This window comes from Kitasatospora sp. NPDC032150, assembly GCF_055579945.1.
Window position 1 is genome coordinate 365,518 of sequence record NZ_JBVIMH010000004.1, and the last position, 15,281, is coordinate 380,798.

The following is a 15,281-nucleotide window of genomic DNA, read 5'->3' on the forward strand; positions in this document are numbered from 1 at the left end:
GCGGCGCCGCCCTGGGCGGCGCTAGAGCAGCGGAAGTTCGATCGCCGGGCAGCGGTTCATCACCATGTCCAGCCCGGCGGCGGTGGTGCGCGCGTAGGCCGCCTCGTCGACCACGCCCAGCTGGAACCAGACGGCCCCGGCGCCCACCGCGACGGCCTGGTCGGCGATCTCCCCGGCCAGGCCGGAGTTCACGAACACGTCGACCACGTCGATACCGAACGGGACCTCGGCGAGCGAGGCGTAGCCCTGCTCGCCGAGCACCGTCTCCGCCCTGGGGTGCACCGGTACCACCCGCTTGCCCGCCTTCTGCAGCACCCGGGCCACGCCGTAGGCCGCCCGCGCGGTGTTGGTGGACAGCCCGACCACCGCCCAGGTGTCGCCGGCCTCCCGCAGGACCCGGCGGACCACCGCCTCGTCTCCGTACGTCATGCCCAGCTGCAACGGCGGCACGGCCCGGCGCATTCCGCCGCCGTCCACCCGGTCTCCTACTCGACGCCCGGCCGCCCCATCGCCCGGTACGTCCACCCGGCCTCCCGCCACTTCGCGGCGTCCAGCACGTTCCGCCCGTCGATCAGCCGCCGCTCGGCGACCAGGGCGCCCACCCCGACCGGGTCCAGCTCGCGGAACTCCTGCCACTCGGTGAGGTGCAGCACGACGTGCGCGCCCTCGACGGCCTCCAGTGCGGAGGTCGCGTAGGACAGGCCGGGGAACATCTTCCGGGCGTTGTCCATGGCCTTGGGGTCGTAGACGGTGACCTGGGCGCCCTGGAGCTGGATCTGGCCGGCCACGTTGAGGGCGGGGGAGTCCCGGATGTCGTCCGAGTTGGGCTTGAAGGCGGCGCCGAGGACGGCGACCCGGCGGCCGAGGAAGCCGCCGCCGCACTGCTCGCGGGCCAGCTCGACCATCCGGGAGCGGCGGCGCATGTTGATCGAGTCCACCTCCCGCAGGAAGGTCAGCGCCTGGTCGGCGCCCAGCTCCCCGGCGCGGGCCATGAAGGCGCGGATGTCCTTGGGCAGGCAGCCGCCGCCGAAGCCGAGCCCGGCACCGAGGAACTTGGCGCCGATCCGGTCGTCGTGGGCGAGCGCCTGGCTGAGCTGGACCACGTCCGCGCCCGCGCTCTCGCAGACCTCGGCCATCGCGTTGATGAAGGAGATCTTGGTGGCCAGGAAGGAGTTGGCGGCGACCTTGACCAACTCGGCGGTCGGGAAGTCGGTGACCACGAACGGCACGCCCTCGGCGATCGGCGTCGCGTACACCTCGCGCAGCAGCCGCTCGGCCCGCTCGCTGCGCACACCCGCCACCAGCCGGTTGGGGTGCAGGGTGTCGCCGACGGCGTAGCCCTCGCGCAGGAACTCGGGGTTCCAGGCGAGTTCGGCCTCGGCTCCGGCCGGGGCGAGTTCGGCCAGCCGGTCGGCCAGCCGGGCGGCGCTGCCGACCGGGACGGTGGACTTGCCGACCACCAGGGTGGGCCGGGTCAGGTACGGAGCGATGGAGTCGACGGCGGCGTCCACGTAGGACATGTCGGCCGCGAACTCGCCCTTCTTCTGCGGGGTGTTGACGCAGATGAAGTGCACGTCGCCGAAGTCGGCGACCTCCTCGGGCGAGGTGGTGAAGCGCAGCCTGCCGGTCGAACCCGGTTGCCCCGCAACATGCTTGAGCAGCAGCTCGCCGAGCCCGGGTTCGTACATCGGCACCTGGCCGGCGGACAGGGCGGCGACCTTCTCCGGGTCGATGTCCAGGCCGAGCACCTCGAAGCCGAGCTCCGCCATGCAGGCGGCGTGCGTCGCGCCGAGGTAGCCGGTGCCGATCACCGTGATGCGGAGGGTCACGTGCTTCCCCTTTGGGTCGGTTGTGCCGGAACCGTGCGGGTCTGCGTCCGGCCGCAGGGGTTGATGGTATCCGGCGGCCGGAGGGACTCGGCGGCGGTCCGTGCCCGGCGGCCGGGGGCGGTGGCTGCCGCCCGGTGACGATGTCGTTCCCGGGCGGTTGCGGACCGCTGGAACTGCCGATCCGATGACGGGAACTCATCTACTGGCGGCAGAATGCCCGGCATGGATTCGAAGGACGACGCGCGGCACGAGCCGGCCGCGGACCAGCCCGCCCACCTGAGCCTGTTCGACGAGCGGCCGGCCGCGGAGTCCGACGGGCCGGAGCCCGGGACGGCCGGCGGCGGGCGCAGGCGCCGTACCCGGCGGGTGCTGATCTGGGCGCTGGTGGCGCTGCTGGCGGTGCTCGGCGGCGGGGTCGGCGCGCTCTACTGGACGGCGAACCACTACGCGTCCTCGGTGCAGCGCATCCCGGACGCCTTCCCCGCCATCCCGGAGTCCGCGCAGCCGAAGCCCGTCCCGGGCAGCGGGATGACCTTCCTGCTGGTCGGCCTGGACGCCCGCTCGGACGTGCCGACCACCGGCGCCGAGGCCAAGGGCCCGGCCTGGAAGGTGGGCGCGGCCCGCAGCGACACCATGATGCTGATGCACATAGCGGCCGCCCGTCGGAGCGTCTCGGTGGTCTCGATCGCCCGGGACACCTGGGTGGACATCCCGGGCCACGGCCAGGCGAAGATCAACGCCGCCTACTCCTGGGGCGGCCCGGCGTTGATGATCCAGACCGTGCAGGACCTCACCGGCATCCGGATCGACCACCTCGCGGTGATCGACTGGGACGGCTTCCGCTCGCTGACCGACGCGGTCGGCGGGGTGGACATCACCATCCCCAAGACCGTCGAGGCGGTCGGCGGCGCCCGCCACTGGGACGCCGGCACCCAGCACATGGACGGCGACACCGCCCTCCAGTACGTCCGCGAGCGCCACGGACTGCCGGGTGGTGACCTGGACCGCACCAAGCGCCAGCAGAACTTCCTGCGCGCCCTGATGAAGCAGACCCTCAGCTCGGGCACCCTCTCCAGCCCGACCAGGCTCGGCGGCCTGCTGAAGTCGGTCGGCGACGTGGTCAGCGTGGACGACAAGCTGAGCAACAGCGACCTCTACGACCTCGCCTGGAGCATGCGCAACCTCCGGGTGGGCGACGTGACCTTCATGAACGCGCCGTTCGGCGGCTTCGAGACCATCGACGGCCAGGCCGCCGTGAAGCTGGACCGGAACGCGGCGGCCCCGCTCTGGGAGGCCATGCGCAACGACCGGATGGTGCAGTACCTGGCCGAGTACCGCACCACCAGTGACGTGCTGGGGGACAACGTCCGCTGACCCCGCTCGGGCGGGTGTCGCGGACGTCACGTACGGGGTAGGCAGGGATCGAACCTAGAATTAGGATCAATACTGCTACTTAACGGTAACTAACACGGTCAAGGGGCGAGGCAGATGGCGGGCAACTCTGGGGCGGACTTCGATCTCTTCCGGCTCAGCGACGAGCACGAGATGCTCCGCGAAGCGGTGCGTTCGCTCGCCGAGGCGAAGATCGCCCCGTACGCGGCCGAGGTGGACGAGCAGGGCCGTTTCCCGCAGGAGGCGCTGGACGCGCTGCAGGCCAACGACCTGCACGCGGTCCACGTTCCCGCGGAGTACGGCGGCGAGGGCGCGGACGCGCTGGCGACCGTGCTGGTGATCGAGGAGGTCGCCCGGGTCTGCGCCTCCTCCTCGCTGATCCCGGCCGTCAACAAGCTGGGCTCGCTGCCGGTCCAGCTCTCCGGCTCCGAGGAGCTCAAGCAGAAGTACCTGGGCGCCCTGGCCCGCGGCGAGGGCATGTTCTCCTACTGCCTCTCCGAGCCGGACGCCGGTTCGGACGCCGCCGGCATGAAGACCCGCGCCGAGCGCGACGGCGACTTCTGGGTGCTCAACGGCGTAAAGCGCTGGATCACCAACGCGGGCGTCTCCGAGTTCTACACCGTCATGGCGGTGACCGACCCCGAGAAGCGCTCCAAGGGCATCTCCGCCTTCGTGGTCGAGAAGGGCGACGAGGGCGTCTCCTTCGGTGCGCCGGAGAAGAAGCTCGGCATCAAGGGCTCGCCGACCCGTGAGGTCTACCTGGACAACGTCCGGATCCCCGCCGACCGCATCATCGGCGGCGAGGGCACCGGCTTCGCCACCGCGATGAAGACGCTGGACCACACCCGCATCACCATCGCCGCCCAGGCCCTCGGCATCGCCCAGGGCGCCCTCGACTACGCCAAGGGCTACGTCAAGGAGCGCAAGCAGTTCGGCAAGGCCATCGCCGAGTTCCAGGGCATCCAGTTCATGCTGGCCGACATGGCCATGAAGCTGGAGGCCGCCCGCCAGCTCACCTACGCCGCCGCCGCCAAGTCCCAGCGGGTCGACGCCGACCTGACCTTCTTCGGCGCCGCCGCCAAGTGCTTCGCCTCGGACGTCGCCATGGAGGTCACCACCGACGCCGTCCAGCTGCTCGGCGGCTACGGCTACACCCGCGACTACCCGGTCGAGCGGATGATGCGCGACGCCAAGATCACCCAGATCTACGAGGGCACCAACCAGGTCCAGCGCATCGTCATGGCGCGCAACCTGCCGTAAGGCGGTTTTCACAGGTCAGAGGCCATCTGAGGGGCGGTGGAAGCCGGCTCGCGGGTTTCGGTCCGCCCAGGCCCGTTCCGGGTCGTTCCCGGGCGTCAGGCTGGGGAAATCCTGGGCTGGAACCGGCCTGAAGACAGCCACTGACCTGCACGGACAGCACGGCCCCCGGCACGCTGCCGGGGGCCGTTCGCTTGGGCTTCGTCGGGCGACCTCGATCCTGTCGGCGGTCGTCCGCGCCGGGTGCCAGCACCGTCGTGCGCCTCGATGTGCCGCCGGCCGGGCCCGGACGGGGAAGGCCGGCCCGCCCACCCCGTCCGCCCACCCCGAAGAGGGGGAGGCAGGCCGGCCGAAGGTGCCGCGAACCCGGTCGGGCGTCAGCGCGTCGGTTGCGGGACGCGCTGCGTCGGAACGGTCGGTGCCGCGGTGACGGCTGGCGAGGCACCCAGCGCGGTGCCGCGGGTCTCCTCGGCCCACAGCACGCAGACCAGCAGGCCGAGGGCGGTTGTCCCGGCGGCGATGAGCATGGTCGGGCCGGTGCCGAGCCCGGTCAGCGAGAGCGGAAGCAGGTAGGTGCCGACGGCCGCGCCGATCCGGCTGACCGAGGTGGCCACACCGACGGCGGTCGCCCGGATCTCGGTGGGGAAGAGCTCGTTGGGGTAGGTCCAGTCGAGCACGTTCGGGCCGCCGCACAGGAAGGCGTACGCGCACAGCGCGAGGAGGGCGACGGCGGCGGGAGCGGCGGGCCAGACCCCCAGCAGGGCGAGCGGGACGGTCATCAGGGCGAACGACCAGATGATCACGGGGCGCCGGCCCCGGGTGTCGATCAGGCGCAGCGCCGGGTAGCAGCCGAGCAGGAAGACGAGGCTGACCAGCCCGGTGCCGAGGGTCTCCATCACCGTGCCGCCGGGCATGCCGAACGAGGAGAGGATCTGCGGCCCGAAGGTGAGCGTCGCGAAGAGCGGGCCGACCTGGCAGAGGAAGAACAGCCCGCAGAAGAGGGTGCGGCGTCGGTAGGACGGAGTCATCAGCAGGCGCAGCCCGCCGTGCCGGCCCGCCCCGGCGGGATCGGGCATCAGCTCCCGGCCGTCCACCCGGACTCCGAGGTGCTGTTCGACCACGCGCACGGCGTCACCGACCCGCCCGTGGGCGGCGAGCCAGCGCGGCGACTCCGGCGAGCCGCGGCGGATCACCAGGAAGACGAGGCAGAGCACCGTGGAACTGGCCAGCATCCACCGCCAGCTGCCCGGTCCGGCCAGCCGCAGGAACGCGTAGCCCGTCACGTAGGCGAGGACGGAGCCCGCGTACCAGGCGACGATCTGCTGGCCGAGCAGCCGGCCCCGGTGCCGCACCGGCAGCCACTCGGCGAGCAGGGAGGTCGCGATGGGGTAGTCGGCGGCCACGGCCATGCCCAGCACGAAGCGCAGCAGGGCAATCGCCCACACCGCGTCCACCCAGAAGGAGAGCACCGAGCAGAGCGCCATGACGAGCAGGTCGGCGGTGTACATCACCTCCCGCCCGATCCGGTCGGTCAGCACGCCGAAGAGCGCGCCGCCGACGAACATTCCGACCAGTGCGGCGGCGCCGATCAGGCTGACGTCTGCGGTTGACAGGCCGAGATCGGGGCGCATCCCGATCAGGGCGACGCCGACGATGCTCAGGATGTAGCCGTCGAGCAGCGGCCCGCCGGAACAGGCGAGGGCCAGTCTGCGGTGGAAGGCGGTGTACGGGGCGTTGTCGATGGTCTGGGACATGTGATTCGGGTCCTCCGGAGCGTACGGCGGTGCTTTCGCACGTCGTGCGCCGGGTAGACGACAGGGAGCGGCGCCGCTGGTCGGGCGGCGCCGTCGCCCGGGCACGCCGGGCGACCGTCCACGGTGCCCGGGTACGGACGGGTCGCCACGAGGTCCAAGGTCAGCCGAATCCATGACCAAGGTCCCGAAACGGACGGGCCCTCGGACCGTGTCGACACGGCGTTTGCCCAGTCGTACCGGGTCGGCCCCGCCCCTGCCCGCCCGGCAGCCCGGCGGGGGTGACCCTTCTCACCCGCCGGGGTCGGCGGCCCCGCGCGCGTGACCCGTGCCACGTCGGGCAGGCCCCGCGCACATGCCCGCGCCACTCCGCGGGCTGCCCCGCGCCCGGAGTCGCTGCTTCGCGCCCCCGAGTTGCTACTTCACGTCCGGGACCGGGGTGTCGTTCTTGAAGGCGTCGAAGACCTCCTTGGACTTCACCGGATCCCACTTCAGCGCCGACTCCCCGTCCGGCGCGCGGAAGTTGGGGTTGCCGATCGGCACGGTGATGGTCTTGCCGCTGCCGCCCGAGATGCCCTTCATGGCCAGGAAGAACGAGCCCAGATCGGTCAGACCGGTGTCGTTGTCCACGATCAGGGTGCCCAGGCCCGAGCTGACCAGCGGGTAGAACGTGAACGGGTTGAGCAGGGTGGCCGGTGAGGCGGCCTGCTTGGCCAGCGCGGAGAGGAACTTCTGCTGGTTGCGCATCCGGCCCAGGTCCTGGTCGGCCATCTGGTGCCGCTGCCGGACGAAGGCCAGCGACTGGGTGCCGTTCAGGGTCTGGCGGCCGGCCTTGAGGTTGAGGCCGGAGTCCTGGTCGGAGATGTCCTTGTCGATGGTCATGGTCACACCGCCGACCGAGTCCACGATGCCGACGAAGCCGGCGAAGCCGATCTCGGCGTAGTGGTCGATGTGGATGCCGGTGTTGGACTCGATCGTCTGCACCAGCAGCTGGCCGCCGCCGTTGTTGAAGGCCGAGTTGATCTTCGAGGTGGTGGCGGGGATGGTCTTGCCGTTCCCGTTGGTGTTCAGGTGCTGCGGGATCGACACCCAGGAGTCGCGCGGAACGCTCATCAGGGTGTTCCCGTGGTCCCCGACGTGCAGGATCATCATCGAGTCGCTGCGCTTGCCGGTGTCGGTACCGGTGTGCATCGCGTCCTTCTGCGCGTCGCTGAGCCCGTCGCGGCTGTCGGAACCGACGATCAGCCAGTTGGTGCCCTTCCCGGCGGGCGGGCGGCCCGGGTACGAGGCCAGGGTGTTCTCGTGGTTGAGCTTGGAGTCGGCCCAGAAGTAGGTGCCGACACCGGTCACCAGCAGCGCGCCGACCACCACCAGCGCGGCCACCTTGATCTTCCGGCGGCGCGGCCAGCGCGGGTTCGCCGTGCCCCCGGCCGCCGGTCTCGCCGGCGGCGGGACGGCACCCGGCGGCACCGCTCCGGGGGATGCCGGCCCCGGCGGCACGGCGCCCGGGGCCGGCTGCGCGGGGATGCCCATGCCCTGCGGCGCGGCGCCGGGCCGTGGCGGATACCCGGGCTGCGCGCCGTAGCCGCCCTGCGGACGGCGCTGCGCGCCCGGTCCGCGCGGGTTGAGTGATGGCGGCAGCGGCGGCTCGGCGGCCGCGCCGCCGCCCGGACCGTAGGATCCGGCGCCGTCTCCCCGACCGTACGAGCTGCCGCCGCCGCTCGGGCGGTCTTCCTGCCACGTGTTCATGGGGTGAAGGATGCCCGAAACCGGTGGCCGCCAGTGCCGCCGGGGTGGCCCGCCGCCCGCTTGTAGCAGATTTGATGCAGTTGTCGGATGCTTTCGCCGCATGGTCACCGGCGTGTTCACCCGATGAGATCAACCTTGACCGGCTCTGACGGCGCGTGTTTGCACGGCGGGCACGGAACAGCGCTGGGGGCTCACCCGTCGGCGGCACGTCGACCTGCTGAGGGTGTCCGGTTCGCTGTGTCGTGGCTGACCGCTCGCCACCGTTCGACCCTCGCGCCCGTCGCGGCCGCACCCGCAGCCGTGGGTGCCCGGCCGCTCCCGCACTCTGCCTGACCGCCGCCGGCCCGGCCGCCGGCCGCCCGTACCCTGCTCGCCCCGGCGGTGGACGCCTTCGCCGCCGCCCTGACCCGGCGCACCGGCATCCCCGAGGTGCTGAACACCGGTGCCGCACTGGCGAGTTGAGCTCGGCTGGGCCCGGGCGACCCCGAGGCGGACGATGAGGTCCCCCTAAGGGAGAGGGCCCCGCGTCCCGTACAGCGGGAGTCATCCGACTTCCTCCCGGCGTAGGACGATCCCCTCGCCGCGGGCTCCTAACGTGGTGGACATCCCCCACTCCACCGGTCGGCGGTGAAGCTGGCTGCACCTCGGAGGGTGGGGCCAACCCGAGGATGAAGACGGAAGCCCGCACCATACCGGCGGGCGGGTGGTCTGCGTCAGGCTCGGGTCTACCGGCGGGCGACAGATCTAGGAGACTCCAGTGACGACGGCAGCGACGGTCGTACAGGACCCGCGGCTTTCCGGCGGCGAGAACGCCCCGGCAGCCTCCGCACGACAGCTGACCAAGGCCTACGGCGCGGGGGAGACCAGGGTCACGGCGCTCGACTCGGTGGACGTGGACATCCAGCGCGGCCGGTTCACCGCCATCATGGGCCCGTCCGGTTCGGGCAAGTCGACACTGATGCACTGCCTGGCCGGTCTGGACACCGTCTCCTCCGGCCGGATCTGGGTCGGCGACACCGAGATCACCGGCCTGAAGGACAAGCAACTCACCCGGCTGCGCCGGGACAAGATCGGCTTCATCTTCCAGGCCTTCAACCTGCTCCCCACGCTCAACGCGCTGGAGAACATCACCCTTCCGATGGACATCGCCGGTCGCAGGCCCGACCAGGCCTGGTTGGAGCAGGTGATCGACACCGTCGGCCTGGCAGGACGACTGAAGCACCGTCCGGCCCAGCTCTCCGGCGGCCAGCAGCAGCGCGTCGCGGTGGCCAGGGCGCTGGCCGCCCGTCCCGAGATCATCTTCGGTGACGAGCCGACCGGAAACCTCGACTCCCGCTCCGGCGCCGAGGTGCTGACCTTCCTGCGCCGCTCGGTGGACGAGCTGGGCCAGACCATCGTCATGGTCACCCATGACCCGGTCGCCGCCTCCTACGCGGACCGGGTGCTCTTCCTCGCCGACGGTGTGATCGTCGACGAGATGCACGCCCCCACCGCCGACTCCGTCCTGGCCCGCATGCGTCGCTTCGACGCCAAGCGCACCAGCTGAGGGGCCCGGTCCGATGCTGCTCAAGACCTCACTGCGGAGCTTCGTCGCCCACAAGGGGCGGATGGCGCTCTCCCTGATCGCCGTGGTGCTCTCGGTCGCCTTCGTCTCCGGCACCCTGGTTTTCTCCAACACCGCCACCTCGACCTTCGACAAGCTCTTCGCCTCCACCGCGTCCGACGTCTCACTCCGCCCGCACAGTGACCGGAGCGCCGACCAGCAGGTCGGCGGCAAGACCAGGACGGTCCCGGTCGACACGGTGCGGAAGGTCGCCGGGCTGCCCGGGGTCAGGACCGCCATCGGCAACGTCTTCGTGTCGAACGCCGTCCTGGTCGACCCGGCCAGCAACAAGACGGTCGGCCCCACCACCGGGGCCCCGACCCTCACCGGCAACTGGATCGAGACCCCGCGCCCCTCCCTGGAGATCACCTCCGGCCACGCTCCCCAGGGCTCGGACCAGGTCCTACTGGACGCGGACACCGCCAAGAAGGCCGGCCTGGGCCTCGGCAGCCCGCTCCGCCTGATCACCGGGTCCGGCAGCTACGACCTCAAGATCTCCGGCATCGCCACCTTCAGGACCACCAACCCGGGCGCGGCACTCGCCTTCCTGGACACCCCGACCGCCCAGAAACTGCTGCTCGGCTCCACCGCCTACACCTCGGTCGAGCTCTTCGGCGACGGCAGCCGCGGCAACGACCAGCTCAAGGCCGAGGCCGCCACCGCCGTCGGCGCCGGCTTCGACCTGAAGACCGCCGCCGAACAGAAGGCCGAGAACGTCAAGGGCGTCGGCTCCTTCCTGAGTTTCATGAAGTACGCCATGCTCGGCTTCGCCGGGATCTCCCTGCTGGTCGGCGGCTTCCTGATCATCAACACCTTCTCGATGCTGGTCGCCCAGCGCACCCGCGAGATCGGCCTGATGCGTGCCATCGGCGGCAGCCGGGCCCAGGCCAACGCCTCGGTGCTGGTCGAGGCACTGATCCTCGCGGTGCTCGGCTCCACCCTCGGCCTGTTCGGCGGCATAGGCCTGGCCATGCTGCTGGTCCGGCTGATGAGCGCGGCCGGGATGAACCTGACCTCGGCCAGTCTGGAGATCGGCGCCTCCGTCCCGATCGCCTCCTACACGGTCGGTGTCCTGATCACCGTGCTGGCGGCCTTCATACCGGCCCGCCGGGCCGCGCGGATCTCCCCGATGTCCGCGCTGCGCGACCACGGCACTCCCACCGAAGCCAAGGCCAACCGGATCCGGGCCGCGATCGGCTTGGTGCTGACGGCCGGCGGCGCCGCCCTGCTGGTCGCGGCGGCCCGGGCGCACCAGGCCGCCACTGGTGGCTCGTTCCTCGGCCTCGGGGTGGTGCTGACACTGATCGGCTTCGTGGTGACCGGCCCGCTGCTCGCCGCCGGCCTGGTCCGGGTGCTCGGTGCCGCCCTGCCCGCCCTCTTCGGCCCGGCCGGCCGCCTGGCCCAGCGGAACGCGATACGCAACCCCCGCCGTACCGGGGCCACCGGCGCGGCGCTGATGATCGGCCTGGCCCTGGTCGTCGGAGCCTCGGTCTTCACCACCTCGATGGTCAGCTCGACCAACGAGCAGATCGACCGGAGCGTCGGCGCCGACTACATCGTGGACGGCGGCCGCACCGGGCTCACTCCGGCCATGCTAAGCGCCGCCAAGTCGGTCAAGGGCCTCGACCACCTCACCGAGCAGAAGGAGATCCCCGCCACCCTCGCGCTGCCGGACGGCAGCAAGAGCGAGACGGAGCTGTCGGCCGTCTCACCGACCTTCGTCGACGACTTCCGCCTCCCCGTCAAGGCCGGTTCGTCCACCGCGATCACCGGTGGCGGCATCTCGGTGGACGAGGACTTCGCCGCCAAGCACCACCTCTCGGTCGGCGAGAGGATCACCGTCGACTACGGCCGCGGCCACACCCAGAGCCTCGAACTCGGCCTGATCACCGCCAAGGGCAACTCGCTCTTCGACGGCAACCTCTTCACCGCCATCGACACCGTCGCCAAGGTCGTCCCGGCCGCCGAACTCCCGCAGGACGCCGCGCTGTTCGGCAAGGCGGAGGCCGGCGCCGACAAGGCCAAGGTGCTCGACTCGCTGGAGAACTCGCTCAAGGCGTACCCGCAGCTGATGGTCAAGGACCAGGCCGGCTACAAGAAGATCGTCCAGGACCAGGTCAACACCCTGCTCTACGTGGTCATCGGACTGCTCCTCCTCGCCATCGTGGTGGCCGTCCTCGGGGTGGTGAACACCCTGGCCCTCTCGGTGGTCGAGCGGACCCGCGAGATCGGCCTGCTCCGGGCGATCGGCCTGTCCCGGCGTCAGCTGCGCCGGATGATCCGGTTGGAGTCGGTGATCATCGCGATCTTCGGCGCCGTGCTCGGCACCGGTCTCGGCCTCGCCTGGGGCGTCACCGCCCAGCGGGTGCTCTCCGGCAAGGGCCTGACCACCCTGGCGATCCCGACCGGCACGATCGTCGAGGTCCTGCTGTCCTCGGCCGTGATCGGCCTGCTGGCCGCCCTGCTCCCGGCCTTCCGGGCCGGACGGATGAACGTCCTGGCGGCGATCGCCACGGACTGACCGAACGGCGACCGTCCGGTCCGTCGGGGCCGGACGGATCGGGGGCGGCGGATGGCCGGGTGCCTGTGCACCCGGCCATCCGCCGTTCGGTCGAAGACCGTGCGAGTGACCACCCGCGCACCTCGAGGGCCAGCTCCCGCAGCCCCGCGCTCCCCGGCCACGGCCCACGCCCACATGGCCCTCGTCCACGGCCCGTCCGGGCCCCTCACCGGCAGCCGATCTCGCTCCCCGTGGTCGCCGAGACCGCCGGGACGGGGCCGCCGGCGTGCGAGGCGGCCGGGGACGGCGACGGTTCCGGCGCCGTGACCTCGGTGGGACTCGGCAGCGCGGTGACTCCCAGGTAGTCGTTGCCCGCGATCACCTGCAGCGTCGCCCCCAGCCCCGGCACCCGCACCAACCGTGCGGCGGGCAGCGCGGCCGCGACCGTCCGTACCGACTTGTCCCAGCGCGGGTCGTACTTGACCACCGTCCTCGCCACGCTGCCGCCCCCCTCGGTGTTGGCCGGCGTCCCGGTGGTGGCGAAGCCGAGCTTGCGCAGATCCCCGTCCACCCGTGCCCCGAGCCCGAGCACCCCGGCACCGTTGAGCACCTGGATCCGGATGTGCCCGGGCGGCACGCTCAGTGCGGCGGTGGCGGAAGCAGCGGAGGTGGGGACGGAGGCGGAAGCGGTGGGGACGGCGGAGGCGGTGAGGACGGACGCGGACGCGGCCGCACCGGGCGAGGACGGCGGTGCGGGTGAGGCCCCCGCGGCGGTCTCCGAGCGCCCGGTCAGCGGCCGGCCCTCCCGTACGGCGTCGAACAGCGCCTTGGCCGCCCGCTGGTCCCACAGGACGGTCGAACCCCAGCCGCTGACCTGGTGGTCCACCGCGGCGAGCGGGACGGTCGCGAAGTCCGTGTTGGCCGCCGAGAGGTCCTTCAACCGGGTGGCCAGGGCCAGCAGTTCCTCGGCGGAGAGCCCCTTGTCGACCTTCACCGAGCTGAGCAGGATGTCCACCACCCGGCCGAGCCGGCCCGGGCTGAGCAGCGTGCCGGTGTCCGTTGCCCGCCTCAACAGCTGGGCCAGCAGCCGCTGTTGGCGGTGCATCCGGCCGAGGTCCGAGCTGCCGTCCACATGTCGGGCGCGGACGTACCTGAGCGCGCCGGCACCGTCCAGCCTGGTCCGCCCGGCCGGCAGCTCCAGGCCCGCGAACTCGTCCTTCAGCGGCTTCGCGGTGCACACGTCGACCCCGCCCAGCGCGTCCACGGTGGCCACGAAGCCGAGGAAGTTCGCCTGCAGGTAGTGGTCGATCCGCAGGCCGGTGGCCTGCTCCACGGTGCGGACGGCGAGCGGTGCGCCGCCCATCCCGTACGCCGCGTTGATCTTGCCCATCGCGGCCGGCACCTGCCGGCGGGTGGCCGGGTCCCGGTGGGCCGGGATCGTCACGTAGGAGTCGCGCGGGATGCTGACCACGCTGGCCCGGCCGCCGTCCCTGGCGAGCTGGACGAGCATCATGACGTCGGTGCAGTGGCAGCCTTCGCCGCCCGCGTGCAGCAGGTTCTTGAGGGTGGCCTCCGGGATGCCGTCCCGGTCGTCGGTGCCGACCAGCAGGATGGTGGTGCCCCCGTCGTCCTCGGGGCGGTCGTCGGCCCCGGCGAAGGCGTCCACCCGGTCGATCGAGCGGCCGACCCCGTTGAGCACCGCCCAGCCGGCGCCCGAGGCGACCAGTACCGCCAGTGCGACCGTGCCGGCCAGCCAGCGCCCGGTCCGGCGCCGGGCGGGCCCGGGCGAGGCGGTGGCCCCGGGCCGGTCGGCGGGCGCACCGGACGAAGCGCGAGCTCGGGGGGCTGAGGAGGGCATCTCTCGGATGGTAGGCGGGCCATCGCGCCCCCTGACGGGGGCGCGCCGGGACACCCGCACCGAGCGCCGAAACGTTCCGTCCCGGCAGCGCTGGCCAGGACAGGCCCACCAGGATGATCGCCGAGGCCAACCCGAACCTGACAACGCAGGTCGGCCGCCGGTACGGTTGGCCACGATGAACACCAAGGCTGCTGAGGAGCTGCCGGCGGTCTCCGTGATCATGCCGGTGCTCAATGAGGAACGTCACCTGCGCACCGCCGTCCGGCACATCCTGGGGCAGGAGTACGCCGGCGATCTGGAGGTGGTGATCGCGCTCGGTCCGTCCTCCGACCGTACCGACGAGATCGCCGCCGAACTGGTCGCCGAGGACCCCCGGGTCCGTACCGTGCCCAACCCCACCGGCCGCACCCCAGCCGGGCTGAACGCGGCGATCCGCGGCTCCCGCCACCCGATAGTGGTGCGCGTGGACGGCCACGGCCTGCTCACCCCGGGGTACATCGCCACCGCCGTCCGCCTGCTCGGCGAGATGGACGCGGCCAACGTCGGCGGCATCATGCACGCCGAGGGCGAGACCGAGTGGGAGAACGCGGTCGCCGCCGCCATGACCTCCAAGATCGGGGTCGGCAACGCGGCCTTCCACACCGGCGGTCTGGCCGGCTCGGCCGACACCGTCTACCTCGGCGTCTTCCGCCGCGAGGTGCTGGAGAAGCAGGGCGGCTACAACGAGGAGTTCATCCGCGCCCAGGACTGGGAACTCAACTACCGCATCCGCCAGGACGGCGGGCTGATCTGGTTCACCCCGCAGCTGCGGGTGACCTACCGCCCCCGGCCCAGCGTGAAGGCGCTCGCCAAGCAGTACAAGGACTACGGCCGTTGGCGCCGGGTGGTCACCCGTTACCACAGGGGCTCGGTCAACCTCCGCTACCTGGCGCCGCCGGCCGCGTTGCTCGGCGTGGTCGCGGGCACGGTGCTGGGAGCCGCCGTGCACCCGGCCTTCCTGGTCCTGCCCGGTGGCTACCTGCTCGGCATACTCGGCGGCTCGGTGGTCGAGGGACGCGGACTCTCCGCCCGGGCCCGCCTCCAGCTGCCGGTGGCACTCGCCACCATGCACATGAGCTGGGGCTTCGGCTTCCTCACCTCCCCGCGTTCGCTGGCCCGCCGGGTCATCGGCAGCAAGCGCCCGGTTCCGATGGACTCCAGCGTCGCCGACCCGAGGTAGCCCGTCCGCAGCGAGGACGCTTCCAGGGGCGGGGGGGGGGGGGGGGGGGGGGGGGGGGGGGGGGGGGGGGGGGGGCGTTTTTCGCCTCGTTCTCCCTTTCTCCCCCACACCCCCCTCCTCCCC

General features: G+C 72.0%; 11 protein-coding genes. 6 read left to right on the top strand and 5 right to left on the bottom strand.

The annotated features are described in order from the left end of the window. Positions 1-21 precede the first annotated feature (21 nt). Both ACZ5ON_RS07900 and ACZ5ON_RS07905 read right to left on the bottom strand, forming a co-directional pair. On the bottom strand, positions 22-429 hold the full coding sequence (locus ACZ5ON_RS07900; protein ID WP_465587181.1) for a CoA-binding protein: 408 nt from the start codon (positions 427-429) through the stop codon (positions 22-24). A gap of 56 nt (positions 430-485) precedes the next feature. Continuing rightward, entirely contained in the window at positions 486-1,829 is a 1,344-nt protein-coding gene (locus ACZ5ON_RS07905) for a UDP-glucose dehydrogenase family protein (RefSeq protein ID WP_465587004.1), read from the bottom strand. Between the two features lie 222 nt (positions 1,830-2,051). Between ACZ5ON_RS07905 and ACZ5ON_RS07910 the strand changes: the two genes are divergently transcribed. Both ACZ5ON_RS07910 and ACZ5ON_RS07915 read left to right on the top strand, forming a co-directional pair. After that, a complete protein-coding gene (locus ACZ5ON_RS07910; protein WP_465587007.1) occupies positions 2,052-3,203 on the top strand; it encodes an LCP family protein in 1,152 nt (383 codons plus the stop codon). A 114-nt stretch (positions 3,204-3,317) separates the two neighbouring features. Beyond that, entirely contained in the window at positions 3,318-4,481 is a 1,164-nt protein-coding gene (locus ACZ5ON_RS07915) for an acyl-CoA dehydrogenase family protein (protein ID WP_465587010.1), read from the top strand. A gap of 374 nt (positions 4,482-4,855) precedes the next feature. Here the strand turns inward: ACZ5ON_RS07915 and ACZ5ON_RS07920 are convergent, their stop codons facing one another. Further along, the gene (locus tag ACZ5ON_RS07920; protein ID WP_465587013.1) at positions 4,856-6,232 is read right to left on the bottom strand and encodes an MFS transporter; all 1,377 of its coding nucleotides are present in this window, start codon (positions 6,230-6,232) and stop codon (positions 4,856-4,858) included. 414 nt (positions 6,233-6,646) lie between these two features. Further along, positions 6,647-7,978, bottom strand: coding sequence for an LCP family protein (locus ACZ5ON_RS07925; RefSeq protein ID WP_465587020.1), 1,332 nt, complete (start codon positions 7,976-7,978; stop codon positions 6,647-6,649). Between the two features lie 145 nt (positions 7,979-8,123). Between ACZ5ON_RS07925 and ACZ5ON_RS07930 the strand changes: the two genes are divergently transcribed. The 3 genes from ACZ5ON_RS07930 (at position 8,124) to ACZ5ON_RS07940 (ending at position 12,102) form a co-directional block, all read left to right on the top strand. Further along, positions 8,124-8,228: a putative leader peptide gene (locus ACZ5ON_RS07930; protein ID WP_465587184.1), complete on the top strand. Its 105-nt coding sequence runs from the start codon at positions 8,124-8,126 to the stop codon at positions 8,226-8,228. A 507-nt stretch (positions 8,229-8,735) separates the two neighbouring features. After that, a complete protein-coding gene (locus ACZ5ON_RS07935) occupies positions 8,736-9,524 on the top strand; it encodes an ABC transporter ATP-binding protein (RefSeq protein ID WP_465587026.1) in 789 nt (262 codons plus the stop codon). A 13-nt stretch (positions 9,525-9,537) separates the two neighbouring features. Then, the gene (locus ACZ5ON_RS07940) at positions 9,538-12,102 is read left to right on the top strand and encodes an ABC transporter permease (RefSeq protein ID WP_465587031.1); all 2,565 of its coding nucleotides are present in this window, start codon (positions 9,538-9,540) and stop codon (positions 12,100-12,102) included. Positions 12,103-12,307: 205 nt separating this feature from the next. On the opposite strand, the gene ACZ5ON_RS07945 is transcribed toward ACZ5ON_RS07940, so the two are convergent. Continuing rightward, entirely contained in the window at positions 12,308-13,939 is a 1,632-nt protein-coding gene (locus tag ACZ5ON_RS07945) for an LCP family protein (protein ID WP_465587035.1), read from the bottom strand. A 175-nt stretch (positions 13,940-14,114) separates the two neighbouring features. Here ACZ5ON_RS07945 and ACZ5ON_RS07950 point away from each other — a divergent pair, with 175 nt between their 5' ends. Further along, positions 14,115-15,158, top strand: coding sequence for a glycosyltransferase family 2 protein (locus ACZ5ON_RS07950; RefSeq protein ID WP_465587038.1), 1,044 nt, complete (start codon positions 14,115-14,117; stop codon positions 15,156-15,158). Positions 15,159-15,281 lie beyond the last annotated feature (123 nt).

What these genes read in the sequence shown, in the direction of transcription:
- ACZ5ON_RS07925 (WP_465587020.1), bottom strand. Translation starts at nt 7,978, where the DNA reads ATGAACACGTGGCAGGAAGACCGCCCGAGCGGCGGCGGCAGCTCGTAC.
- ACZ5ON_RS07915 (WP_465587010.1), top strand. Translation starts at nt 3,318, where the DNA reads ATGGCGGGCAACTCTGGGGCGGACTTCGATCTCTTCCGGCTCAGCGAC.
- ACZ5ON_RS07920 (WP_465587013.1), bottom strand. Translation starts at nt 6,232, where the DNA reads ATGTCCCAGACCATCGACAACGCCCCGTACACCGCCTTCCACCGCAGA.
- ACZ5ON_RS07910 (WP_465587007.1), top strand. Translation starts at nt 2,052, where the DNA reads ATGGATTCGAAGGACGACGCGCGGCACGAGCCGGCCGCGGACCAGCCC.
- ACZ5ON_RS07950 (WP_465587038.1), top strand. Translation starts at nt 14,115, where the DNA reads ATGAACACCAAGGCTGCTGAGGAGCTGCCGGCGGTCTCCGTGATCATG.
- ACZ5ON_RS07900 (WP_465587181.1), bottom strand. Translation starts at nt 429, where the DNA reads ATGACGTACGGAGACGAGGCGGTGGTCCGCCGGGTCCTGCGGGAGGCC.
- ACZ5ON_RS07940 (WP_465587031.1), top strand. Translation starts at nt 9,538, where the DNA reads ATGCTGCTCAAGACCTCACTGCGGAGCTTCGTCGCCCACAAGGGGCGG.
- ACZ5ON_RS07945 (WP_465587035.1), bottom strand. Translation starts at nt 13,939, where the DNA reads ATGCCCTCCTCAGCCCCCCGAGCTCGCGCTTCGTCCGGTGCGCCCGCC.